23 protein-coding genes and 1 riboswitch are annotated in these 22718 nt (G+C 44.2%); of the genes, 10 read left to right on the top strand and 13 right to left on the bottom strand.

Features of this window, described 5'->3' with window-relative positions; all coding sequences use genetic code 11:
• Positions 1-7 precede the first annotated feature (7 nt).
• From ACZYRN_RS06325 to ACZYRN_RS06290, 8 genes are all read right to left on the bottom strand, one after another.
• On the bottom strand, positions 8-1384 hold the full coding sequence (locus ACZYRN_RS06325; RefSeq protein ID WP_488910683.1) for a hypothetical protein: 1377 nt from the start codon (positions 1382-1384) through the stop codon (positions 8-10).
• The gene (locus tag ACZYRN_RS06320; RefSeq protein ID WP_488910682.1) at positions 1381-2547 is read right to left on the bottom strand and encodes an iron-containing alcohol dehydrogenase; all 1167 of its coding nucleotides are present in this window, start codon (positions 2545-2547) and stop codon (positions 1381-1383) included. The genes ACZYRN_RS06325 and ACZYRN_RS06320 overlap by 4 nt, the downstream gene beginning before the upstream one ends.
• Before the next feature lie 112 nt (positions 2548-2659).
• Positions 2660-4255 carry a sigma-54 interaction domain-containing protein gene (locus ACZYRN_RS06315; protein WP_488910681.1) on the bottom strand — a complete coding sequence of 532 codons (1596 nt, stop codon included), beginning with the start codon at positions 4253-4255 and terminating at the stop codon, positions 2660-2662.
• A gap of 325 nt (positions 4256-4580) precedes the next feature.
• Positions 4581-5657: a tartrate dehydrogenase gene (locus ACZYRN_RS06310; RefSeq protein ID WP_488911122.1), complete on the bottom strand. Its 1077-nt coding sequence runs from the start codon at positions 5655-5657 to the stop codon at positions 4581-4583.
• Between the two features lie 103 nt (positions 5658-5760).
• Positions 5761-7197, bottom strand: a complete 1437-nt coding sequence (locus ACZYRN_RS06305) for an aldehyde dehydrogenase family protein (RefSeq protein ID WP_488910680.1) — start codon at positions 7195-7197, stop codon at positions 5761-5763.
• 67 nt (positions 7198-7264) lie between these two features.
• A complete protein-coding gene (locus ACZYRN_RS06300) occupies positions 7265-8227 on the bottom strand; it encodes a transketolase family protein (protein WP_488910679.1) in 963 nt (320 codons plus the stop codon).
• Positions 8228-8230: 3 nt separating this feature from the next.
• Positions 8231-9085: a transketolase gene (locus ACZYRN_RS06295; RefSeq protein WP_488910678.1), complete on the bottom strand. Its 855-nt coding sequence runs from the start codon at positions 9083-9085 to the stop codon at positions 8231-8233.
• Positions 9086-9325: 240 nt separating this feature from the next.
• A complete protein-coding gene (locus ACZYRN_RS06290) occupies positions 9326-10327 on the bottom strand; it encodes a LacI family DNA-binding transcriptional regulator (protein ID WP_488910677.1) in 1002 nt (333 codons plus the stop codon).
• A 239-nt stretch (positions 10328-10566) separates the two neighbouring features.
• Between ACZYRN_RS06290 and ACZYRN_RS06285 the strand changes: the two genes are divergently transcribed.
• The 5 genes from ACZYRN_RS06285 (at position 10567) to ACZYRN_RS06265 (ending at position 15613) form a co-directional block, all read left to right on the top strand.
• Complete coding sequence (locus ACZYRN_RS06285; protein ID WP_488910676.1) at positions 10567-11601, top strand: zinc-dependent alcohol dehydrogenase; 1035 nt, start codon at positions 10567-10569, stop codon at positions 11599-11601.
• Positions 11602-11652: 51 nt separating this feature from the next.
• On the top strand, positions 11653-12738 hold the full coding sequence (locus ACZYRN_RS06280) for an NAD(P)-dependent alcohol dehydrogenase (RefSeq protein WP_488910675.1): 1086 nt from the start codon (positions 11653-11655) through the stop codon (positions 12736-12738).
• Positions 12739-12757: 19 nt separating this feature from the next.
• Entirely contained in the window at positions 12758-13774 is a 1017-nt protein-coding gene (gene dctP, locus ACZYRN_RS06275) for a TRAP transporter substrate-binding protein DctP (RefSeq protein ID WP_488910674.1), read from the top strand.
• A gap of 68 nt (positions 13775-13842) precedes the next feature.
• Positions 13843-14334, top strand: coding sequence for a TRAP transporter small permease (locus ACZYRN_RS06270; protein WP_488910673.1), 492 nt, complete (start codon positions 13843-13845; stop codon positions 14332-14334).
• 4 nt (positions 14335-14338) lie between these two features.
• Positions 14339-15613, top strand: coding sequence for a TRAP transporter large permease (locus ACZYRN_RS06265; RefSeq protein WP_488910672.1), 1275 nt, complete (start codon positions 14339-14341; stop codon positions 15611-15613).
• Between the two features lie 75 nt (positions 15614-15688).
• Here the strand turns inward: ACZYRN_RS06265 and ACZYRN_RS06260 are convergent, their stop codons facing one another.
• From ACZYRN_RS06260 to ACZYRN_RS06250, 3 genes are all read right to left on the bottom strand, one after another.
• Positions 15689-16177: a VanZ family protein gene (locus ACZYRN_RS06260; protein ID WP_488910671.1), complete on the bottom strand. Its 489-nt coding sequence runs from the start codon at positions 16175-16177 to the stop codon at positions 15689-15691.
• Positions 16178-16284: 107 nt separating this feature from the next.
• Positions 16285-17607, bottom strand: coding sequence for an ABC transporter permease (locus ACZYRN_RS06255; protein WP_488910670.1), 1323 nt, complete (start codon positions 17605-17607; stop codon positions 16285-16287).
• Positions 17604-18263 carry an ABC transporter ATP-binding protein gene (locus ACZYRN_RS06250; protein WP_488910669.1) on the bottom strand — a complete coding sequence of 220 codons (660 nt, stop codon included), beginning with the start codon at positions 18261-18263 and terminating at the stop codon, positions 17604-17606. The genes ACZYRN_RS06255 and ACZYRN_RS06250 overlap by 4 nt, the downstream gene beginning before the upstream one ends.
• A gap of 183 nt (positions 18264-18446) precedes the next feature.
• Between ACZYRN_RS06250 and ACZYRN_RS06245 the strand changes: the two genes are divergently transcribed.
• The 4 genes from ACZYRN_RS06245 to ACZYRN_RS06230 all read left to right on the top strand — a co-directional run bounded on the left by ACZYRN_RS06245 (position 18447) and on the right by ACZYRN_RS06230 (position 20699).
• A complete protein-coding gene (locus ACZYRN_RS06245; RefSeq protein ID WP_488910668.1) occupies positions 18447-18758 on the top strand; it encodes a winged helix-turn-helix transcriptional regulator in 312 nt (103 codons plus the stop codon).
• Positions 18759-18779: 21 nt separating this feature from the next.
• Entirely contained in the window at positions 18780-19697 is a 918-nt protein-coding gene (locus ACZYRN_RS06240) for a DsbA family protein (protein WP_488910667.1), read from the top strand.
• Positions 19698-19711: 14 nt separating this feature from the next.
• A complete protein-coding gene (locus ACZYRN_RS06235; protein WP_488910666.1) occupies positions 19712-20020 on the top strand; it encodes a monooxygenase in 309 nt (102 codons plus the stop codon).
• Positions 20021-20426: 406 nt separating this feature from the next.
• Positions 20427-20699, top strand: coding sequence for a hypothetical protein (locus tag ACZYRN_RS06230; protein ID WP_488910665.1), 273 nt, complete (start codon positions 20427-20429; stop codon positions 20697-20699).
• 122 nt (positions 20700-20821) lie between these two features.
• On the opposite strand, the gene ACZYRN_RS06225 is transcribed toward ACZYRN_RS06230, so the two are convergent.
• Positions 20822-20956 carry a hypothetical protein gene (locus ACZYRN_RS06225; protein WP_488910664.1) on the bottom strand — a complete coding sequence of 45 codons (135 nt, stop codon included), beginning with the start codon at positions 20954-20956 and terminating at the stop codon, positions 20822-20824.
• Positions 20957-21339: 383 nt separating this feature from the next.
• Between ACZYRN_RS06225 and ACZYRN_RS06220 the strand changes: the two genes are divergently transcribed.
• The gene (locus ACZYRN_RS06220) at positions 21340-22041 is read left to right on the top strand and encodes a YqcI/YcgG family protein (RefSeq protein ID WP_488911121.1); all 702 of its coding nucleotides are present in this window, start codon (positions 21340-21342) and stop codon (positions 22039-22041) included.
• 254 nt (positions 22042-22295) lie between these two features.
• On the opposite strand, the gene ACZYRN_RS06215 is transcribed toward ACZYRN_RS06220, so the two are convergent.
• The gene (locus ACZYRN_RS06215) at positions 22296-22487 is read right to left on the bottom strand and encodes a hypothetical protein (RefSeq protein ID WP_488910663.1); all 192 of its coding nucleotides are present in this window, start codon (positions 22485-22487) and stop codon (positions 22296-22298) included.
• A gap of 41 nt (positions 22488-22528) precedes the next feature.
• A riboswitch (cyclic di-GMP riboswitch) is annotated at positions 22529-22613 on the bottom strand.
• Positions 22614-22718: the final 105 nt, after the last annotated feature.

The following is a 22718-nucleotide window of genomic DNA, read 5'->3' as shown; positions in this document are numbered from 1 at the left end:
CTCTCCTTTACTGCGCTTCTTTTTCTACATCTTTCGTAAACGTACCGTCATTCTCACCGACAAAGAACTTTTTACCATAAATTAAGAAACATAAAATAATGCCGATCGCAAATGCCCAGGCAGCACCTTTGATCGCTAACACTGCCGCTATAATACCAGCAATTCCAAGATCGCGTTGGCTTTTTGCTTCCATAATACCGATCCGGACACTTACATATCCTTGAATGAGTAATGTCAATGCAAGGGCAACACCTAAAATAGGTTCTACGAGACTAACAATTGGCAGTAACAGCAAACCTGTATTCGTGCCCCAACGGAATGAACCCGAGCCGCCGAAAATGGAATCCATGACTTTCTTGCCTTCTTTATAACGCTCTGCCACAACGACTTGCATGGCCGACCACATAGGACCGGACATTGTCACATCTGGACCGATGATACTCATGATTGAATTTCTCGCACCAAAAATTAAATGCGCGCGATTTGGATTGTAGTCGACTTTTTCGTCTTGTCGAATGTCATCAGCTTCATCAATAATCGCTTTACTTTGCAAAATATCGCCAAACAACACAATATACGTTGCCAAAACAGTTGGCAATCCGCTTATAAACAAAAGAAGCGGCGGCATACCAAGACCGAATACAGTATACTCATTCCATAATGTAGCAAAATCAGGTGTTGAAAAACCCCATTCAATCGTTGGCCAAGGCGCTTCGCCAAATAAAGGAGCGATCACAACGGCTAAAATAATGATTGGAAAAATACCTAGTTTTCCAATCATTCCCCATACCTTATTTTTCTGTTTTAATACCTGAAAATGTCTTGAGAATATTAAATAAAACGCAATCCCGACTGCAATTGAAATCGTCCACGGAAATGATTCAAAACGCCCACCCACTTGAAAAATAGAAATAACGGCAGCAATACCAGCGCCCATAATAATCCCTGCTTTAATGGCACTTGGCACAAGATTGACGACTTTACTAGCAAGCCCTGTCACGCCGAGAAAAACGGAAAACAAACCGAGTGTCAGCTGAAAAGCAACTAACGCATGCACCCGTTCGTCTGCCGGAAACTGAGAAACATACACCATAATTAATGGAATGGCTGGTGTAATCCAACCCGGAACAACGGGATCACCAAGTAAATGATGCGTCAAATAAAAAAGTCCATTGATCATGACCACAGCAAGTGCTGCTTCAAACGGCATCCCTAGCAATTCTATTAGCAATGGAATCGCTGCAAGATCGACTGCACACATTAATAACCCTTGCACATAATCAGGCCACTCAAACCGGTAATGAATAAACGGGATCCGCAGCTTAAACGGGCCTAGTGGAATGTAGGGAGATTCCTCTCCATATGCTCGATTTTGCCATTTCATTTGTTTTTCCCTCCTTGATATGCTGCTTCATAAATGGCGAGAATATCTGCTTTCGTGAACATTCTCGGATTATTTTTCAATAGACGGTCAATTTTACTCGCATCTTCCGCCATATCGTCTAAATCACTTTCTTTAATGCCCATCTCACATAGCCCGTCTGGAATACGAACCGCTTCGCACAATACACGCATGGCTGAAATAGCCCGATCCGCCGCTTCATTATCCGTTACATGATCGACTTTCTCACCAAGCGCTTCAGCAATGTCCCGGAAACGTTCCAAACAGCCAATTTTATTCCACTCCATTACATATGGGAGCAACAGGGCATTACTTACGCCATGCGGAATATGAAACCGGCCGCCAAGCGGATACGCCAATGCATGGACGGCACCAACACCTGCATTACCAAACGCCATGCCCGCCATAAGGCTTGCTGTCGCCATTTGCTCACGCGCCCGCACATTGTCTGGATTTGCATATGCTTTTGGCAAGTTCACCGCAATCATTTTCATCGCGCCTATTGCTAACGCATCCGTAATCGGTGACGCATGAACAGATATGTACGCTTCAATAGCATGAACAAGTGCATCAATCCCGCTGGCTGCTGTAACACCGGCTGGCATCGTCAATGTCATTTCCGGTGAAACAATGGCCACATCTGGCAATAGGTAATCGCTTACAATTCCTTTTTTCACTTGCTCTTCTTTATCGGACAAGATCGAAATATTTGTCACTTCAGAACCGGTACCTGCCGTCGTTGGAATCACAATGAGCGGGCATCCCTTTTGCTCCACGTGGTCCGTGCCAACGAGATCCACAAGTGCACCTGTATAATTCACATACCCTGAAACGGCTTTGGCTGTATCCATCGCGCTCCCGCCGCCAACTGCAATCAGCCCATCATGTCCGCCTGTTTGAAACGCTTTCCGGCACTCTTCCACCACATAAAATTCTGGCTCAGGCTTTACTTCTAAAAATACGCCGCACGTAAGCCCTTCCAAAATTCCTTGAATGTTATGAAGCATCCCTGTCTGTTGAATAATATGATCTGTGACAATGAGCGGGTTCGTCATTCCTAACCGTTCCGCTTCCACTTTCAACTGTCTGGTTGCACCTTCGCCAGTAATTAATTTATTGGCAATCTTAAACGTAGAAATAGTCATAAAAAATCCTCCTTTTTTCTTCTCCTTATTCTTATTGCAAGTTCCGTGCCAATAAGAAAAAAGCGTAAAAAGAAGGATTCATCTCTTTGTTTGATTTAAAAAATACTCAAAATCACCTTTCTTGATCAGAATTATAATCAGAAGACGCCCAGCCTTTCATTTTCGCCACAATAGTCGACTGGCTAACTTGCAAAGCTTCCGCCGCTTTTCTAGTCGTTTTATGTATGCGCATTGCTTTTTCAATTAAATGCCGCTCCACCTGATCCGTCGCTTTTTTCAACGGAATGATTTGACCATCCAATAGATATTCTGCAATCGGCTCCCGCTGGATTTTCGCCGGAAGCTGTTCTACGTCCACCTGCGCCGAAATAGCTGTCACCACTAAATATTCGATGACGTTTTTCAACTCACGAATATTGCCCGGCCACCTGTATTCACACAACTCATCAAACGCGTCCGCTGACAACGTGACAGCTTCTTGATGAGTAGCATTAAACCGCTCCAAATAATACGACAGCAGGCCAGGAATTTCTTTTTTTCGCTCTCGCAGCGGTGGAATACACATTGGGACAACGGTTAGCCGGTAATACAAATCCTCACGAAATGCACCTTTTTTAACGAGCTCTTCCAATGGCTGATTCGTCGCTGCGATGACCCGGATATCAACCTTTCTCGGCACCGTTGAACCGACTGGCGTAAACGAAAAATCGTCGAGCACTTTCAATAGCTTCACCTGTAATTCAAACGGCATGTCCCCAATTTCGTCCAAAAAAAGGGTCCCTCTATTCGCCATTTCAATCAGTCCTTTTTTTCCTTTCGAAAGTGCTCCCGTAAAGGCTCCTCCTACGTAACCGAACAATTCTGCTTCAATTAAATTCGCCGGAAGCGCCCCACAGTTCACTTCAATAAATGGATTTTCTTTTCGCAACGAGTGCCTGTGAATATATGAAGCGGACATCGTTTTCCCAACACCACTCTCACCCATCAAACAAACCGTTACATTCGTTTTGGCAACCTTTCGCATCAAACGCTTTGCTTTTAGATCTCCTGCTATAAATGGAAAGTGTTCTGTCTCATTCGTTTCCTCTTCACTCTCTGCCTTGTTTTCTTTTAATTCATCATTCTCAAGCTTCAGCTGAATTAACTCAGTAATATCACGTACGCTGCTGACAACATACAAAATCGTTTGCTCTTGATCAAATACCGGACTAGCCGACACGATCACTTTCCGCCCATTCGCCAGCTCCTGCATACGTGTCATCGCTTTTTTCTCCTGAATAACCTGAACCGACACCGACTTTGAAATATAGCCCGCTTTCTCCATATCATTCATATGAAGACCAATTATTTTCTCCGATGAAATACCGGTAATCCGCTCATATGCCGTATTCACCTTTACCGTAAACCCATACCCGTCTGTAATGTACACACCGTCATACAACGAGTTGATCATATCGGAAAACATTTTGCTAACGAGCATCTCACGAAACATGTCCGACTCCTGCTCCTTGAGAAACTCCTGTAAAAACGGCTGCTGAAAAAAGGCCCGAAGCGTCATCAACACATGGCCGTTCTGAATCGCCACACGAATCTCCTCCAGCGTAATCATCCCAACCGTTTTGTCTTGATCCACAATCGCCGCCGACTCCGCCTTTCGCTCTGTAATGAAGATCAACGCCTCTTGAATCGTCTGATCTAACGTCAGCACATCCTACAACCCCTTTTTTGAAAATGATTCAGCACTGCTTCTCAATCCCGCAATCGCTTTAATCGAAGTCCGTTTCTTTTCATGCTATCACGGTACATTCTTAACGAAAAGAAAAAGAATTGTTTTAAAAGCCGGATTTCTCCACCTTTCAAAACAACTCTTATCAGCATGACTTTCATTCCGTTTTTTTCATTTTCTCTTCTTTTAAAAGGATTTGTTATAAGCAAACGACTCCCTAACCTATAACGAACGACCGTAACGATGTCTTCTGCTGAAGCGACTCCGTTTTCTATAAGGGAATTCGCTTCTACATTTTTTGCCCGGTTTAATTCTTCTTTTGTTTTTTCAAATAATGAATAACACGTGCGCCAACTTCAGAAGTAGAAGATGTTCCTCCTAAATCAGGTGTTGCATATTCTTTTTCTGTCAATACGTCTTCAATCGCTTTTAACACACGTGCGCCTAGATCAGGGCGATGAAAGTAGTCAAACATTTGACTTGCGGACCAAATAGAAGCAAGCGGATTGGCAATTCCTTCGCCTGCAATATCTGGTGCAGAACCGTGAATGGGTTCAAACATGGAAGGATAGTCGCGTTCCGGGTTAATATTTGCGCCCGCAGCCAGTCCAAGCCCGCCGGCAATCGCTGCCCCTAAATCGGTTAAAATGTCACCAAACAAGTTCGATGTAACAACAACCTCAAAACGTTTTGGATCTTTAATCATGAGCATCGCTGCAGCATCAACAAGGTACGAATACGTTTTGACATCCGGATACTCTTCGCTCACTTCATCAAAAATTTGATCCCAAAATACCATGGAATAGTTGAGCGCGTTCCCTTTACTAATACTCGTCAGTGATTTGTTCATTTTTCGTGCTTCTTCAAATGCATAACGGATGACACGCTCCGTCCCTTTTCTGGAAAACACGCCTGTCTGCAAGACAACTTCTTCCGGCTTTCCTTTAAACAGCCAGTCTCCAGCTCCTGCGTATTCACCTTCACTGTTTTCACGAATAAACAGCATGTCAATCTCTTCTCTGTTGACCCCTTCAAGCGGACAAGGAGCGCCATTCAATAACGTAATCGGCCGAATGTTAATATATTGATCGAATCCTTTTCTAATTTTCAAAAGGAGATCCCAAAGAGAAATATGATCCGGAACACCTGGGAATCCGACAGCACCTAAATAAATCGCGTCAAATTCTTTCAGCTTTTCCATCCCGTCATCGTCCATCATTTTTCCTGTTTCAGCGTAGTATTCACACCCCCATGGAAAATGAGTAAAGTCAAAAGTGATGTTACCATCCATCTTGGCTACTTCATTTAAAACATTGATCCCTTCATTAATCACTTCAGGGCCAATTCCATCTCCGGCTATGACAGCAATTTTATATTCTTTCACCAAACCGCTCACTCCTTCAATTATGTTAACGAACGATAACTTCTTATAAAGAAAGACGGGCGAGGATGTAACTTCATCCAAAGGCCCCGCCCCGCTTTCTTTTTTAATTACGGTTAAAAATAACCAGTTTCATTTCTGTCATTTCTTCTGTCGCGTATTTAATTCCTTCACGGCCGGATCCGCTTTCTTTTACACCGCCATACGGCATATGATCCACACGGAAAGTAGGAATATCGTTAATTAAAACGCCGCCTACATGTAAAGCATCTGCTGCATTAAATGCGGTATGCACGTTTTCTGTGTAAATGCCTGCTTGCAGTCCAAAGCGTGAATCATTGACAAGATCAATCGCTTCTTCAACGGTTTTCACTTTGTTAATTAAAACAATCGGCGCAAAGACTTCCTGACAAGATACTTTTAACGTTGGTTCAGCGTCTAATATGACGGTTGGATGAAGAATATGGCCTTCCGATTCGCCACCTGCTGCAATCGTCGCGCCACCTTGTTTCGCTTCCTGAATCCAGCTGAGCGCACGATCCACATCTCCTGGTGTAATTAAAGCCGATACGTCCGTTTTTGGATCAAGCGGGTCGCCTAACGTCAACTTATTTGTTGCTTCCACAAACTTTTCAACAAATGAATCATACACATCCTCATGAGCATAGACACGCTGCAAGGATATACATACTTGTCCTTGGTTTGAGAATGCGCCCATAATGCAACGATCAATAATCTTATCAATATCGACATCTTTATCGATGATAACAGCAGAGTTTGAGCCAAGCTCCAGCGTAACCCGTTTCAATCCTGCTTTATTCCGAATGCCAATGCCTACGCCTGGGCTTCCTGTAAATGTCACCATGTTCACGCGGTCATCTGTCACGATTTTATCGCCGACGACTCTTCCTCCGCCTGTAATAACGTTTAACGCACCGACAGGCAGTCCTGCATCTTCAAACAGCTTTGCAGTAAAGTATGATGTTAATGGCGTTTGACTCGCTGGTTTCAGCACAACCGTGTTTCCAGCCGCAATCGCAGGGCCAAGCTTATGTGCCACTAAGTTGAGCGGGAAGTTAAACGGAGTAATCGCGCCGATCACGCCAACCGGCTCATGCGTTGTATACGCGATTCTGTTTTCTCCTCCTACAGCCGCATCCATCGGAATCATTTCACCGTGAAGTCTTTTCGCTTCTTCTGCCGCGAATTTGTATGTTTGAACCGTCCGGCCTACTTCCGCTTTGGCATATACTAACGGCTTCGCTGCTTCTTGTGCCAAAATGGTTGCTGCCTCGTCTCCACGTTCCTCAAGCAACTGAGCCACTTTTTCCAAAATAGAAGCACGTTGATGCGCCGGCATTTTAGCCATCACTTCTTTAGCTTGGAATGCTGCTTCAATGGCATTGTCAATTTCTTCCTCATTTGCAGAAGGAATTTGGGCAATCTCTTTTTCGTTATAAGGAGAAGTTAGTTTCGTATAAGAAGATCCTTCCACCCATTTTCCATTAATGAACAATTGCTGTTTATTTGTCGTTTCAGACATTTTGTATACACTCCTCATCTTTTATTTGTCGTTTAGGCCGGCATAAAGCCGGAGGGGGCTCCGTTATTTATCTCTTCCGGCTTAAAACGTCTTTCGCCTTTAAAACCATGTCAGCAGGTGTAAGGTTGTATTTTTTCAGAAGTTCTTCATTCTTGCCTGATTCCGTGTTCCGATCTTGCACACCGACCCGGATCATTGGAGTCGGATACTGTTCACCGAGAATTTCAGCGACTGCACTGCCCAGTCCACCAATAATGTTATGCTCTTCCGCCACGACAATCGCTCCCGTTTCACGGGCTGCCTTTACGATGGCTTCTTGATCAAGCGGCTTGATCGTCGGCATATGCAAAACAGAGGCATGAATACCTTCTTCTTCTAATAAGCGAGCTGCTTCTAATGAACGTTCTGTTTGTGTGCCTGTCGTAATAATTGTCAGATCACGCCCTTCTTTGATCACCACACCTTTCCCTAATTCAAAGCGGTGCGTTTTCCCGTCAAAGATTTGCCGCTGCTCATCCCGTGCAAGGCGAATGTAAACTGGGCCATCATATTGATGAGCAAATTCCATCATTTCAATTAACTCTACCCCGTCTGCCGGTGCAAGAACCACCATATTCGGGATGCTACGCATAATCGCTACATCTTCGACCCCTTGATGTGTTTTGCCTGTGCAGCCCGTCAATAGCCCGCTGTAAGCACCGATCATTTTCACATTTAATTTAGGCTGAGCGACGGAGACCGTAATTTGATCAAGCGCTCTTTTCGTAATAAAAGAAGCAAATGTACACGCCCATGCTTGCAGACCTACAGAAGCAAGGCCGGCCGCCACGCCCATCATATTTTGTTCCGCAATCCCCATTTGGAGAAACTGCGCCGGGTTCCCTTTTGCCACAGTGTCTATTTTCGTTGAATTCGCTAAGTCTCCATCTAACACGACAGCTTTTGCATCTTTTTTCGTAATATTTAATAACGCTTCTCCAAAGACATCACGCATTGATGCTTTTTCGCCTGCTTGCAACAATTGACTCATCTCTTACACCCCCGCCATTAATTCTTCTGAAGCTTGTTTTAACTCTTCCGCAGTCGGAATTTTAGAATGCCACAAATATTGGTTCTCCATAAAACTGACGCCTTTTCCTTTGATCGTTTTGGCAATAATGATCGTTGGCTTGCCTTTTACTTCTTTCGCTTCTTGACAAGCTTGAATAATTTGCTCAAAGTCATGTCCGGAAGCTTCAATCGTATGCCAGCCAAAGGCTTTAAAGCGCTCAGCAGGTGACGCAACAGGACGTTCTCTTTCCCGTCCTTCTGATCCATCCCAGCCAAACTGCTGCAATCCGTTGAAATCCATTAAGACAATCAAATTATCCAACTTGTATTTCGCCGCAATATCGGCTGCTTCCCACACTTGCCCTTCCTGGGATTCACCGTCACCGATCATGCAATACGTATAAAATGCTTTTCCTAGCTGTTTTGCCCCGAGTGCCATGCCGACTGCTGCTGAGATCCCTTGTCCGAGCGATCCGGATGACATATCAAGACCCGGCAGTAGATTCATGTCTGGATGCGCTTGCAAACGGGAATTAATTTCGTCAAATGTATTTAATTCCTCAATCGGGAAATAACCGCGCTGTGCAAGAACTGTATATAAAGCAATGGCTGAATGCCCTTTTGAAAGAACGAAACGATCCCGGTCTTCCCATTTCGGCTCGTTTTCATTAATGTTCATCACGTTAAAATACAAACTTACCAGCATATCAATAGCCGAAAGGGGGCCGCCAATATGACCAGCTCCAGCATGATGGACTGTTTCTACAACAAGTCTTCTCGCCTCGGCTGCCTTTTGTTTTAATTGCTCTATTTCTGCAAAATTAAGTTGTGCTGACATTGTATAATCCTCCTTTTTTACTCATATACATTTTTATTATTAGGTAAAGCGCTTAACCAGTAATAAAAAAAATAACCTTCAACAAAATTGTTTTGGGTAACCGCTTACCTAACACTATAATCAATCTTAAAGAAAAAATAAACACTTTTTAAAATTTTCTCATGATTTTTTAGTCAGCGCTTTCATTTTTAGGGATGAGTTTACTTGTGAAATTTTCAAAGTAAATACACCCCTTTTTTATTATTTGTTCAATTTGGCGGTGGAACCGCGCTTGATCAAAGTCGGACTAAGGACAACTCGTCTTTTCGACTGCCCTCCTTTCTTAATTTCCTCCACCATTAAATCCATCACTTCATGCCCCATTTCTCTAATTGGCTGAGCCATCGTTGTCAGCTGAGGATCGACAAGCGTCGCGATGATGGTGTTATCAAAACCGATAATGGATACATCATCCGGCACGTGAAGGTCAAGAGTCCGAGCAGCCTGGATCGCCCCACTCGCCAACAGATCATTGCAAGCGAAGATCGCAGTAAGCGGTTTCCCAGAACGTAAATATTCCTCCGCCACTTTTCCTCCCCACTCGACATTCGATTCCTCCACAAATGTAAACATGCCGTATTCTTCTAAACCATGATCTTCGAGCGCTTGTTTATACCCTCTCATCCGTTCGCGATTGCTCCATACATCCCGTGCGATAATCGCGATCTGCCGATGGCCTAATTGAATTAAATACGATGTTGCTTCGTACCCCCCTTGAAAATCATCTAACGACACAGAATTCACATATGTGGAAGGAAAGTCACGTGCGACAATCGTTACCGGAAACTTTTCTTTAATGAGCTTATCCACTTCAGAAGTCTCTTCAAATCCAGAAGCTAAAATAAGACCGTCAACACTTTTTCTTTTTAATAACTCGATGTAATTTTGTTCTTTATCCGGCTGGTAATCTGTGCTGCAAATGAGCAAATTATAGCCGAGTTCATGGCCCCTGTCTTCAATACTTCTCGCTAATTCGCCAAAGAACGGGTTGGCCATATCAGGTATAAGCAGCCCAATTGTGAACGTACTTTTGCCTGTTAACGCTGTCGCCATCATACTCGGCTGATAGTTTAACTGTTCGATCACTTTCAGCACACGTTTCCTTGTCTCATCACTGATCCTTCCTGAACTATTTAGCACTTTTGAAACTGTTGCAATGGAAACATTCGCTTTGCTCGCGACATCATAAATGGTTGGTTTCATAGTCAATGCTCTCTTTCTATCGATAAAATAATGTTTGCTTAATGAAAATAACTATCATTCTTTGCTGAATTTGTCAATTTTAAAAAAAGTCTATAATTGACAGTAACTCTGCTAATTTATTAAAAGAAAAAAAGTTTTTTTAAAAAACTGTTTGACTTTTCTGTATGCTCTTTTTATAATCGGACTATCCAGTTAAGTAAAGCGCTTTACCAAATTAAATCGAAAAGTAGGAGGCTACTATGGACGCACTACTTAAAACGAAGTATGGGATTGGAAATGTTGAATTATTGTCAGTTCCTGAGCCTGAATGCCCGGATGATGGTGTGAAAATAGACATTGCCTATACCGGGATTTGCGGTACTGATTTGCATATATACCATGAAACATTCAAAAGTTATCCGCCTGTTATTATGGGCCATGAATTTTCCGGTGTTGTTGCAGAAGTTGGGCAACAGGTCACAAAAGTAATGAAAGGTGACCGGGTGGCCATTCTCGGTTCAACCGCTGTCACATGTGGTTCTTGCGAATATTGTCGGACTGGTTATTACATGTTTTGCAAAGATCGCCGCGGAATGGGTCACGGTGTAAACGGCAGTTTCACAAAATATGCGGTCGTTCGTGAAGACATGGTTTACAAAGTGCCGGACAGCGTAAGTCTTGAAGAAGCCGCTTTGTCAGAACCGCTCGCTTGTGCCGTTCAAGCCATTGAAGAACTGACAACGATCCAAATCGGTGATACCGTTTTACTTTCCGGACCTGGACCTATTGGATTAATTTGTCTCTCATTACTAGCGATGAAAGGCTGTAAAATCATTGTTGCCGGAACGTCAGCAGATACTACTCGCCTTGAACTAGCAAAAGAACTTGGCGCTGACATCGTTGTCGATGTTATAAAAGAAGATTTACAAGCGATTGTCATGAAAGAAACGAATGGATTGGGCGTTGATGTAACGGTTGAATGTGCAGGAGCAGGCCCATCTGTTTCAAGTTGTCTGTCCGCATTGAAACAACGCGGGAAACATATTCAAGTCGGGATTGCCGGAAAAGAAATTACGTTAGACTTTGATACAGTTCTATATAAACAGCTTCAAGTATTCGGCTCACTTGCCCACTCGATGACAACGTGGGATCGGGTTATGCACATTCTTGAACAGAAAAAAATCAATCTGGCACCGATCATTACGCATAAGCTTCCTCTTACCGAGTGGAAAGATGCTTTTGAACTTTGTGAACAGAAACAATGCGGAAAAGTGCTTCTCAGTTATAACAGTTAATTTTTTATTTCATTCAAAGTAAACGCTTACCTTAAAGAAAGGAGTTGCCTTATGTGCCAGACAGAAACAGCTAAACCATCTTTAACTATACCAGAAACGATGAAAGTCGCTTATCTTGAAAAGCCGCTGCAAGTAAATGTAGCCCACGCACCCGTTCCGCATATAACCGGGAAAGAGGTACTCGTTCAAGTTATGGCAGTCGGAATTTGCGGCTCAGATGTTCATTATTATGCGCACGGCCGGATTGGAAAACGCGAAGTGCAGTATCCCCACATTCAAGGTCATGAATGCGCTGGAATTGTCGTCGCTGTAGGAGAAGAAGTAACCCGATGTACCCCGGGAGACCGGGTAGCGATTGAGCCTGGTGTTGCGTGTATGACCTGTGAATGGTGCCGGGAAGGCCGGTACAATCTTTGTCCCGATGTACAGTTTTTATCTACGCCGCCGGTTAAAGGAGCGTTTGTTCAATATTTAAAGCACCGGGAGGATTTTTTATTCGCGATACCGGATGAGCTTTCTTATGAAAACGCTACCTTGGCAGAACCGCTGTCAGTCGGCATTCACGCTGTGAAGCGCGGTCAGTTGAAAACAGGCGATACCGTTGTCATTTCAGGAATGGGACCGGTCGGACTATTAACCGTTGCAGCAGCAAAAGCGTTTGGCGCAAAAGAAATTATTGTAAGTGATATGGAAGCGCTCCGCCTTGATGCTGCCCTGAAACTCGGTGCAACAAAGGCCGTCGATATTTCAAAACAGTCTATCTTAGACGAAGTCAAACAGCTGACAGACGGGCTCGGTGCTGACATCGTGATTGAGACTTCCGGTAACGCGAAAGCGCTTCAATCTACTCCTGAGCTGACAAAGCGCGGCGGTTCGATCGTTGTGATCGGCTTTCCGCCAACGGAGACAGTGCCGCTTAACGTCACGTTTATGCTTCAAAATGAAATTAATTTGTATTCGGTTTACCGCTATACCAATACGTATCCACTGGCGATTGATTTGCTGACATCAATGGATAGCCAAATGCAGCACCTGTTAACCGACAGCTATCCGCTTGACGATATTCAAGCAGCGATGCATCAAGCCCATACCAATCGAAGTGAAAGTTTGAAAGTCATTGTGTATCCAAATTCATAAAAAACAAGGGGGATTTATCATGAAAAAATTATTAAAAGTAACATCTTTGGCAGCCGCTTTATCATTAGGACTTGCAGGCTGCGGTGCTTCTTCGGATGGCGCAAATGAAAACACGGCTGAATCTGGCGAAAAAATCGTACTAGACTTAAGTATTCCTGAACCAGAAGGCGCAAAATTTGATGTAGCAGCGAAAGCGTTTAGAGATGAATTAGAAGAATTAACAGATGATCAAATGTCAGTCAAAATTCACTATAACAATGCATTAGGCGGCGAGCGTGAAGTATTCGAACTAATGGGTATGGACTCTCTTGATATGGGAATTATCTCTGCCGGTCCTATGGGCAACTGGGTAACGGAATTTAACATGTTTGACTTGCCATTCCTCCTTGATAACCGCGAGCATGCGTACGCTGTGTTAGATGGGGAAATCGGGGATGAACTCTCACAAAAATTTGAAGACGCAGCAAACGTCAAGATCCTTGGCTGGGTTGAAAATGGGTTCGTTGCGACATCATCCAACAATGAAATTAAATCAGTAGAAGATGTAGAAGGCTTGAAAGTGCGTGTACAAGAAAATGAAGTGCAAATCGACACATGGAAAGCATTTGGAGCAGACCCGACACCAATGGCATGGACAGAAGTATTTACAGGCCTTCAACAAGGTGTAATCGATGGGCACTCTAACTCACTCGCGACGATTCAAACATCTAAAATTTATGAAGTTCAAAGCCACGTTGCTTTAATCGAAGACCGTTTTTCTCCAGCACCGATCGCCATTTCAAAAGGTATTTTTGAAGGTTTAACACCGGATCAGCAAGAAGCCGTTTTAAAAGCTGCTGAAGCCGCTGAACCGATCGGGCGTCAAGCGAACGAAGATAAAGTAGCAGAAGCTGCTGAATTCATCCAAAAAGAAGGCGTTGTTATTACAGAGCCGGACAAAGAATCATTTAAAGCAAAAGTAGATTCTGTCTATGAAAAATGGGCACCGCAAATTGGCGAAGAAATGATTGAGAGAGTACAGAATACCGAATATTAATTAGAACTGCTTGAAGGGTGATAATGAGTCTATCATTATCCCCCCTTCTTCATTAAGGAGTTGAGACAATGAAAAACATTATGCAAGGCTATATACGCATAACTGACGTATTTAATAAATTTTGCGGCTATTTAGTTGCGTTAATGATGGCGGTCATGACGGGGCTTATTTTCTGGCAAGTTATTGCTCGGTATGTGCTCGGATCCTCTCTTGCGTGGTCTGAGGAACTTTCCCGCTTTCTCATGATTTATGTCGTTTTAATCGGGGCTTCTCTCGCTTTGCGAAATAGAAATTTGTTAGCCGTCGAAGTGGTTCCGGAATTGCTTAATGAAAACATAAGAAAATGGATCATCATTCTTACTCATCTTATTTCAATGGTTTTTTATTACATTTTAATTGTTTACGGGTTAGACCTTGCTCAAAAGTTTTCTAATCAAATTGCTCCAGGAACCGGAATGTCAATGTATATTATTTATCTTTCTCTTCCTATTGGAGGAATACTATTTTTCATGAACTCCATCACCTGTATTTTTGAAGAGTTCATAGGAAGAAAGGAGTGACAACATGCTTCCTATATTTTTTATTTCCTTATTCGTTCTCCTGTTTCTAAGCGTACCGATTGCTTTTTCACTCGGGCTCTCTACCGTTGCTGGAATTTGGCTGCATGATTCTTTGCCGCTAGACGTTGTTCCGCAAAGGATTTTCGTCGCAATCAACTCGTTTCCTTTAATGGCCATCCCATTTTTCATCCTCGCTGGAAACTTAATGGGAGCAGGCGGGATTTCAAAACGTCTCGTCAACTTTGCTAGTTCACTAGTCGGTCATTTTACAGGCGGCCTTGCCATGGTTGCCATCGTCACATCGATGTTTTTTGCGGCTATTTCCGGATCCGGAGCGGCGACAACAGCGGCCATCGGTTCCATCCTTATCCCAGCTATGCTTGCCAGAGGCTATCATGTAGAATATGCAGCGGCCAACCAGGCGGTTGCAGGGGCTCTCGGTGTTATTATTCCGCCAAGTATTTCGATGATCTTATACGGGGTTGCGGCAGAAGTGTCCATCGGCGATCTCTTTTTAGCGGGTATTCTACCTGGTATACTGATTACCTTTTCCCTTCTCATCAGCGCATATATTATCGCCAACCGGCGCGGATATGTTGGGGAAGAGCGTAAAACGCCTGCTGACGTGTGGTCAGCGTTTAAATCAGCAATTCTCGCTCTATTAATGCCAATCATTGTGTTAGGCGGTATTTACAGCGGTGTTTTCACACCGACAGAAGCATCTGTTGTCGCTGTTGTGTACTCATTCATCATCGGTTTCCTTATTTACCGTGAAATTACGATTAAACAATTGATTGAAACGCTTCGAAATTCTGCTATTAGCAGCGCCGTCATTATGATTGTTATTGGAGCGGCTGGTTTATTCGGCTTCTTCATTAGCATCACGGGCGTTCCTGATATGGTGTACGCAACCATTTCAGAATTTGTAACAAATAAATACGTTTTCTTAATTATCGTCAACATTATTTTGTTTATCGCCGGTATGTTCCTTGATGGAGGGGCTGCGATTCTGATCTTTGTTCCATTATTGTTAAGCACAGCGATCGCATTAGGCATCGATCCCGTTCATTTCGGTGTTATCATGGTATGTAACTTGGCTATCGGCCTGGTCACACCGCCAGTTGGGATTGACTTGTTCGTCGTCTCGCAGCTGACCAAACTATCGATTGTGAAAATCGGGAAAGCAGTTATCCCGCTCATCCTCATCTTAATACTTGATGTACTGATCATCTCGTTCTTCCCGCCTCTTTCAACATGGATTCCATCCTTGATGAAATAAACGGCCGGGCCCCGAACGAAAAAAAGGTATGTTCCCTCTTCAGTCTTATACTGAAAACCTAGGGGCATACCTTTTTTACTTCCGGTTCATTTTCCACAATAACAGCGGCACGTAAAATGAAAGGGCCGCCGTCGCTCCGATCATATCAAGTACGACATCTTTTAAAAGCGGTGTCCGCCCTCCTGTCAACATCTGGTGATACTCATCCAGCACTGCATATATCCCCGTTCCCATTAATGAAAACAGTACAACCGGCCATATGTGCCGTGGCCTCGCCAGCATCATCACACTAAAAAGCGCCATCGCTAAACACCCAAACAAAACCAAATGGGCAAATTTTCGGATCAAAAACTCCAAAAAGTAATAATACCCTTTCGTCTCGACCGAAATAATCGAGTTCCAGTATGACACTTCTATATGCGACAGGCTGCCTGCAAACGGCTCGCCTGGAAGCAGCCGCCTGAGAAGCGGCACAAGCGACTGCTGCTCGTACGTCTGGGAAGAAAAATGAAATATGACCGCGCCGACCAAAAGCAGCATACCGACTTTTAGTATCCGTTTCAAAAAACCACCTCTGCCGGAAACAGCCCGCCAAACACCGGGCGGGCTTCGTTTTAAAAGGATAACGCACAAATCCAATATTGTCCATTCATCTGAATATAGCGAGCTTCTCACTCAAACCGTAATGCTTTGCTCGGGTTCATCCGCGCTGCTTTCAACGCCGGATAAATGCCGAACAATCCGCCGATCACAAGCGATGAATACAAGGCCAATTTCACGGCCCAAATCGGCAGCACGAGGGCGAACACATCGACCTGGCTGTTCCATAGTTCAATAAACCCGTATCCGAGACCAATTCCAACCGCGCCGCCAATAAAACAAAGCAGCAGCGTCTCAAAGAAAAACTGGCCCATCACTTCAAATGTCGTTGCGCCGAGTGCCTTGCGAATACCAATTTCACGCGTCCGCTCACGCACCGACATGACCATCACATTCATAATGCCGGTTCCGCTAATCAGAAGAGCCGTCACCGTAATGCCAAAAAGCATCACTTGCAAAATCGACGTCACATTATCGAGCGCACCCAGCATTTGATCCTGCTTCACGACGCTAAAATCAATTTCCTGATGGTTCGCTTTAATCGCTGAAAACACCGCGCCATCCACCTCATCAATCACATCAAGGCTCGATGCCTCCACGACCATCTTATTCAAATTTTTCATATCGGTCGTTTCAAGCGCCGTCTCAATCGGCATGATGACATTATTATCCGTACTCGATCCGAGCGTCGCATTCGGCTCCAGCACACCAATCACCTTGTATTCATTCTCATTGATCGTCAACGTCTTCCCGACTAACGATACTTCTTCAGCTGACACAACACCTGCCAGCAGCGAATCCAGTATGCGTTGCCATAAGGCTTTTGGTTTTGCTTCAGCCGGTCCCGTGTCGCCGCCTTCAGCCGGTTCTGTATGTAGACCGAGCAGTGCATCATGAATATTGCTTCCGAGAACGACAACCTTTGCTTTCTCGCCCTGCTCTTCTTTCGTAAAAAAGCGCCCTTCCGATAAATCCGCATGCTGAATACGGCTATATTGATGCGTACTGCCAACCAACACTGACTGCACACTTTTCTCTCCATGCTTTGCCACTGTCACTGTTTCAAGCTGCGGAGTCACCGATTTTACATTCGGCACTTGTTCGACCGCTTTCGCATCGTCATACGTTAACGTACTTGGCACACTCGTCAGTCCGCTTAAAAAATCTTTCTGTCCGCCCGCTGTATCAAGCACCCGGCCTGGCATGACGAGAATTTGCTCCGCGCCGAGACTGCCCATCTGCTTGAGCAGCGTATCTTTTACCCCAATGGCAATCGATGTGAGCACGATGACCGCAAACATGCCAATCACCACCCCCATCATCGCCGACAGTACTCGAAAGCGATTTGACCATAAGCCGAAACACGCTAGTTTAAACGCCGTGATCAACTTCATACGAGCACCCCATTTTTCAAGTGCAAGGTGCGTTCAGCCCGCTCTGCCACATCATGATCATGTGTAATCATGATAATCGTCGTTCCTTGCGTATGTACACGATCAAACAAATTCAACACACTGTCTGTCGTCTCTTCATCTAAGCTCCCTGTCGGTTCATCGGCCAAAATTAGCCCCGGCTCATTCACAAGCGCCCGTGCAATAGCGACACGCTGCTTCTCGCCGCCGGACAGGCGGGCTGGCTTTTGATTCTTTTTATCTAGCAAACCAACTTCATCAAGAAGACGAAGCACACGCGACTTCTTTTTTCCGAGCCGCTTCTTGCCGTACACGAGCGGCAGCATCACATTTTGATACACAGACAAATTTGGAATAAGCTGAAAGTGCTGAAACACAAAGCCAATTTCTTTATTACGAAGCGCAGCTCGGCGGCCCTGTCTCATTTTATGCACAGACTTCCCCGCTAATTCATACTCGCCTGCATCTAATCCATCAAGCGCACCGAGCAAATTCAGCAGCGTACTTTTCCCGGAGCCGGACTTCCCCATAATCGCCACATACTCGCCTTTTTCGACATGCAGATCAATACCGCGCAAAATCTCCTCTTTCCTGCTTCCCGATCGATACCCTTTTCTTGCCTCTCGCAACTCGATCAAACGAAACCCTCCAATTTGACAAAATATTCTATGTTTATCATAACATACCGGGACTCAATCGATTTTCCTGTATCCATTCTATAACGAAAGGCCCTTATTCCTTTTTGTCAAAATTAGTATACTTTTTATAGTTGATATATTTTTTATATTTGATATACTGTATTCATAAGTGAGGTGTCACCTGTGGAAATTTGTCCATACTTACAATATTCATTTGAAATACTAGGAAAAAAGTGGAATGGGCTCATCATTCATTATTTGTCTCTTTGCCCAAATGGCACCGCCCATTTTTCTGAAATGAAAAGAGACCTGACAGATATTACACCTAGAGCCTTATCATTAAAACTAACTGAGCTCGCCGAACACGGATTAATTGAGAAAAAAGTGACAACGGGTACCCCCGTCACCATTTCATATGAATTAACCGAAAAAGGCCGGGCCTTAACCGTTGCGCTCGGGCCCGTTCAACAATGGGCACTTCAATACAAAAAATAAGAAAGAAAAGAGGAAATAATGATGACAAACAATAAGATGATATGCGATCTAGAAACAGGCATCTGTGGGGATGCTAGCGATACAGCGTTTGAAATGATTGATTTAAACCAGCCTGAAAAAAAGATCACTCTTTATTACATCACTGATCCGATTTGCTCCCATTGCTGGGCACTCGAACCGGTTTTACGCCGATTTGAACAGCAATACGGGCACTATTTCACGGTCCAAACGGTCATGGGCGGACTGCTTGAAACGTGGGAAGGCTTCCGGGATGTGGCAAACGGCATTTCCGGTTCGGCAGATGTTGCCGCACATTGGAAAGAAGTGGGCGAACATTCCCGCATGCCAATAGACGGTTCCGTATGGCTCGAAAATCCCGTCCATTCCTCCTACCCGCCTTCCCGTGTCTTTAAAATCGTCCAGCAAAAAGACCCCGGGCTTGCGACCACCTTTTTACGACGGGCGCGGGAAGCTGTGTTTGCGTTCAATCAAAACATCGCGGATGATGCGGTCTTAATCGACATTTTAAATGAAATGAAGCTTGACGGAGAAAGCATTATCAAAGAAGCGAACAGTGATGCAGGCGAACAGCTATTGCAGCAAGACTTTGCCCTCGCACGGCAGCTTGGCGCCCGCGGATTCCCGACGATCATCATGGTCAACGAAGAAAACAAAGGCATCAAAATCGTCGGCGCACGGCCGTTTGACTATTATGTACAGGGCCTCGGGCAAATTTCAGAAGCAGAGCCGCTTCAAACACGAACACTTCCTGCACTCTCATCCCTTCTTGAAAAAGAAGGCCTGTTGTTTTCAAAAGAAATCGAAGTGCTGTACGATATCGATCAAACAGATATTCCATCATTTATTCAAAAAGAACTTTCCGCTCATTCATACGAGCGGAACGAAATTCTCGGAGAACTGTATATTCAAAAACCGTAAAGGAGAAATGACAAATGGCATACTTATTACAAGTAGACTTTAAACATGAAGGACCGTTCGGAGACGAAATGACGGCTGCTTTTTCCGATCTGGCGAAAAGCATTAATGAAGAAAAAGGATTCCTCTGGAAAGTCTGGACAGAAAACAAAGAAACGAAGGAAGCAGGCGGCATCTATATTTTCGAAACAAAAACAGACGCCGAAAACTACTTAACAATGCATAAAAAACGCCTGAACGGCTTTGGCATCACGAACGTCAATGCAAAACTATTTGGAATTAATGAAGCCCTGACCGCTATCACCCGCGGACCGCTCCAATCATAATAACGAGGCTATTCCCTTGCTCACTGGGCCCCCTGGGAATAGCCTTTTTCTTTGCTTTTCAATCTCCGTGTAACGTTAGTGTAACACTCTATATTCTATAATAAGACTTATCCCGCATTAACGGGCAGTAAGACCCCCCACTTCAAGATTTCGGAAAGAAAAGAAGGCTTCGTTTGGGATCAACTGCCCGTAAAAGCCCGATTGGTTCGGGCCAGGCTGAGCCTGGTCACTCAGGTATTGCCGCAGGACGCGGCGCTCTTTACCTGAGTTCGTCTTTTATTCAATGGGGATAGCGGAACGCAGACTAAACCCGTCACGTCCTGTGACAACGTCTGCATGACCCACATCCTATGGGCCTAACCCCCATTGAATAAAGTTTCACTTTATTTGAAAAGGAGATGAAGACATGCTATTTTTTCTCGAATCCATTAATGAACGCCCGTCTGTCATCGACTACAGGCGTCCCGATTTTGCCGTTCATAATGTCACGGATATTGAAGAAGCTGCCCTAAAGTTTAGTATAGATCAGCAGTTCCACTACATTGGCTTTGAAAATATTGGCGATGCCTACCGGGTGTACTTTGAAAAGAAAAAACGAAAATCGCTGTTTCATTTTAAAAACTACACCTACATCTACCTTGCCCTTCCGCGCTCAAACGTGCAATCGTACACCGGCTGATGAAACGAACGGCCTATATACTAGGGCCGTTCCCCCTCTTTTTATTATTCAGCATAAAAAAACGGGCACATATGCGCCCGTCCTCGTAAAGAATAGATTGCTCATACTCTTTTTTTTGTATGCTAGAACCCGATTTTTTTTCGGTGCTGATCACGAAACTTCATATAATAGCCTTCACCTTGACCGTAAGACTTATAGATTTTAATCCCCATCCATTTTAACGGCGTCCAAATTTCTTTCATATGATAGAGTGGCATTCGTCGTACCTCCCGATTTAAAAATGTGCTATTCCCCTTGTACTCTCTCACATCAAATGTCGCATTAATTTGATCCATCCAAAAAATGAAATCCAGAGTGGAACGCTGAAAACAGCTGCCCACGTTAATCCGACAAAGAACTGGCCCTCTTCCTGATATTCATCCATATTAGTGTATTCATCTGCCCTCATAATAGTTCGCCCTTTTCTTTTCTTTTACCGTTACTATGCCCACACTTATTTTATTTTATACAGCAGATTTGGTTTCAATCCGCTTGAAAAAGGGTAATGTCCTGCATACACATAGCGATGATCCAAAAAGAATGAACGGGAGGCGGCGATGGATTGCTGAAAACAAAAACAACATTATTAACAAAAGAAGATATGAACACACGTGAAGATTTGCCCGAGTGGCTGAAGCGGGAATACGCAACATTTCATCAAACCGTAACCGATCCGACATTTCCTTGTTATTTTGGCATGAACGGGGAGCGGAAAGGTGAGCTGCGCTATGCGTATATTACGCAAAAAGACTGGTCTCAATTGCCGCATGCATTGGAACACTTTTTAGCCCTTTTCCAAACGCCTCCTTTCATCCGGCATGGTCTCTTCGTTTTCGTTGAACCATTTAAACAAGAAGGCACACTCGAACAATACAGAGCACAGTTTTGGGACATCCTCCAGTACGTGCATGAACAAGACCAGGAAGAATGGCCCCCGGAAAGCCCGAAAAACCCTGAACACTTTCTATGGGACTTTCATTTCAATGGAGAACCGATCTTCGTCTTTGGCAATGCACCGGCGTATAAACAGCGAAAAACCCGTCACCTCGGCAATTCCATGGTGCTCGGGTTTCAGCCCCGCAAAATTTTTGAAGGATTAAAGGGAACCGAAAAAGGCGGCATCATGTCTCGCGAAAAAGTGCGGGAGCGTGTTGAAAAGTGGGATCAGTTGCCGAAACATCCGGACATTAGCCACTTCGGCGACCCGGACCATAACGAATGGAAGCAATTTTTCATCGGGGACGACATCGAACCGATCAAAGGGAAATGCCCGTTTCATCATAAAGTGAATCTTCACGACTGATAGAGGAACTCAGGTAAAAAGCGCCGCGTCCTGCGGCAATACCTGAGTGACCGGCTCAGCCTGGCCCGAACCAATCGGGCCTTTACGGGCAGTTTGTCTCCCATTATTCCTTTTTCGATTCCTCTATTTTCAAATTGGAAGGCTTACTGCCCGTTAATCTGCGATAAAAAGGAAACGTAAGGAACGCCGGCACACAGCCCGGCGTTCTTTGCTTTACACAGTAATAAAAAAAAGCACTTCCTAGAAGAAGCGCCTTATATCATATTCTTATATTTTTTATAGTGATACATTTTTCTTTCTCTTAAACCTGTTTTGACTTTTTCATTTAGACAGCCCGCTTCTAGATAGCGATACTTTAAATACTGGTGTTTATGCCTGACCACCATGATTTTTTGAATAAAGCCAACTCGTTTTAATTCTTGTTCTCCTGTTTGTGCGATAACCATTTTTACTTCCCCCTCTTTTTTAATTGATACGGAGGCCCGTATTCGACAACTGGCTGACATGATCTCCAGACTTTAGTCCCTCTAGTTTTGCGTCATCACTTTTCAATGATTTTGCCTTTTCGTACAATTTGTATTATATCTTCTATCATACGACATAAGTCGTCAAAATGGAACATTTTTTCTTCATTTCCAAAAATAAAGGAATGAATTAGACCTACTCCCCCTCCTCTT

This window comes from Domibacillus sp. F004, from assembly GCF_057814295.1.
Note: the sequence above shows the minus strand (reverse complement) of the source record. Positions and strands in the feature narration are given on the sequence as shown.

Bases quoted from the DNA above. Each gene is read 5' to 3' on its own strand.
- ACZYRN_RS06325 (WP_488910683.1), bottom strand. From the start codon at position 1,384: ATGAAATGGCAAAATCGAGCATATGGAGAGGAATCTCCCTACATTCCA.
- ACZYRN_RS06320 (WP_488910682.1), bottom strand. From the start codon at position 2,547: ATGACTATTTCTACGTTTAAGATTGCCAATAAATTAATTACTGGCGAA.
- ACZYRN_RS06305 (WP_488910680.1), bottom strand. From the start codon at position 7,197: ATGTCTGAAACGACAAATAAACAGCAATTGTTCATTAATGGAAAATGG.
- ACZYRN_RS06300 (WP_488910679.1), bottom strand. From the start codon at position 8,227: ATGAGTCAATTGTTGCAAGCAGGCGAAAAAGCATCAATGCGTGATGTC.
- ACZYRN_RS06295 (WP_488910678.1), bottom strand. From the start codon at position 9,085: ATGTCAGCACAACTTAATTTTGCAGAAATAGAGCAATTAAAACAAAAG.
- ACZYRN_RS06290 (WP_488910677.1), bottom strand. From the start codon at position 10,327: ATGAAACCAACCATTTATGATGTCGCGAGCAAAGCGAATGTTTCCATT.
- ACZYRN_RS06285 (WP_488910676.1), top strand. From the start codon at position 10,567: ATGGACGCACTACTTAAAACGAAGTATGGGATTGGAAATGTTGAATTA.
- ACZYRN_RS06280 (WP_488910675.1), top strand. From the start codon at position 11,653: ATGTGCCAGACAGAAACAGCTAAACCATCTTTAACTATACCAGAAACG.
- dctP (WP_488910674.1), top strand. From the start codon at position 12,758: ATGAAAAAATTATTAAAAGTAACATCTTTGGCAGCCGCTTTATCATTA.
- ACZYRN_RS06270 (WP_488910673.1), top strand. From the start codon at position 13,843: ATGAAAAACATTATGCAAGGCTATATACGCATAACTGACGTATTTAAT.
- ACZYRN_RS06265 (WP_488910672.1), top strand. From the start codon at position 14,339: ATGCTTCCTATATTTTTTATTTCCTTATTCGTTCTCCTGTTTCTAAGC.
- ACZYRN_RS06255 (WP_488910670.1), bottom strand. From the start codon at position 17,607: ATGAAGTTGATCACGGCGTTTAAACTAGCGTGTTTCGGCTTATGGTCA.
- ACZYRN_RS06240 (WP_488910667.1), top strand. From the start codon at position 18,780: ATGACAAACAATAAGATGATATGCGATCTAGAAACAGGCATCTGTGGG.
- ACZYRN_RS06235 (WP_488910666.1), top strand. From the start codon at position 19,712: ATGGCATACTTATTACAAGTAGACTTTAAACATGAAGGACCGTTCGGA.
- ACZYRN_RS06230 (WP_488910665.1), top strand. From the start codon at position 20,427: ATGCTATTTTTTCTCGAATCCATTAATGAACGCCCGTCTGTCATCGAC.
- ACZYRN_RS06225 (WP_488910664.1), bottom strand. From the start codon at position 20,956: ATGCCACTCTATCATATGAAAGAAATTTGGACGCCGTTAAAATGGATG.
- ACZYRN_RS06220 (WP_488911121.1), top strand. From the start codon at position 21,340: ATGAACACACGTGAAGATTTGCCCGAGTGGCTGAAGCGGGAATACGCA.
- ACZYRN_RS06215 (WP_488910663.1), bottom strand. From the start codon at position 22,487: ATGGTTATCGCACAAACAGGAGAACAAGAATTAAAACGAGTTGGCTTT.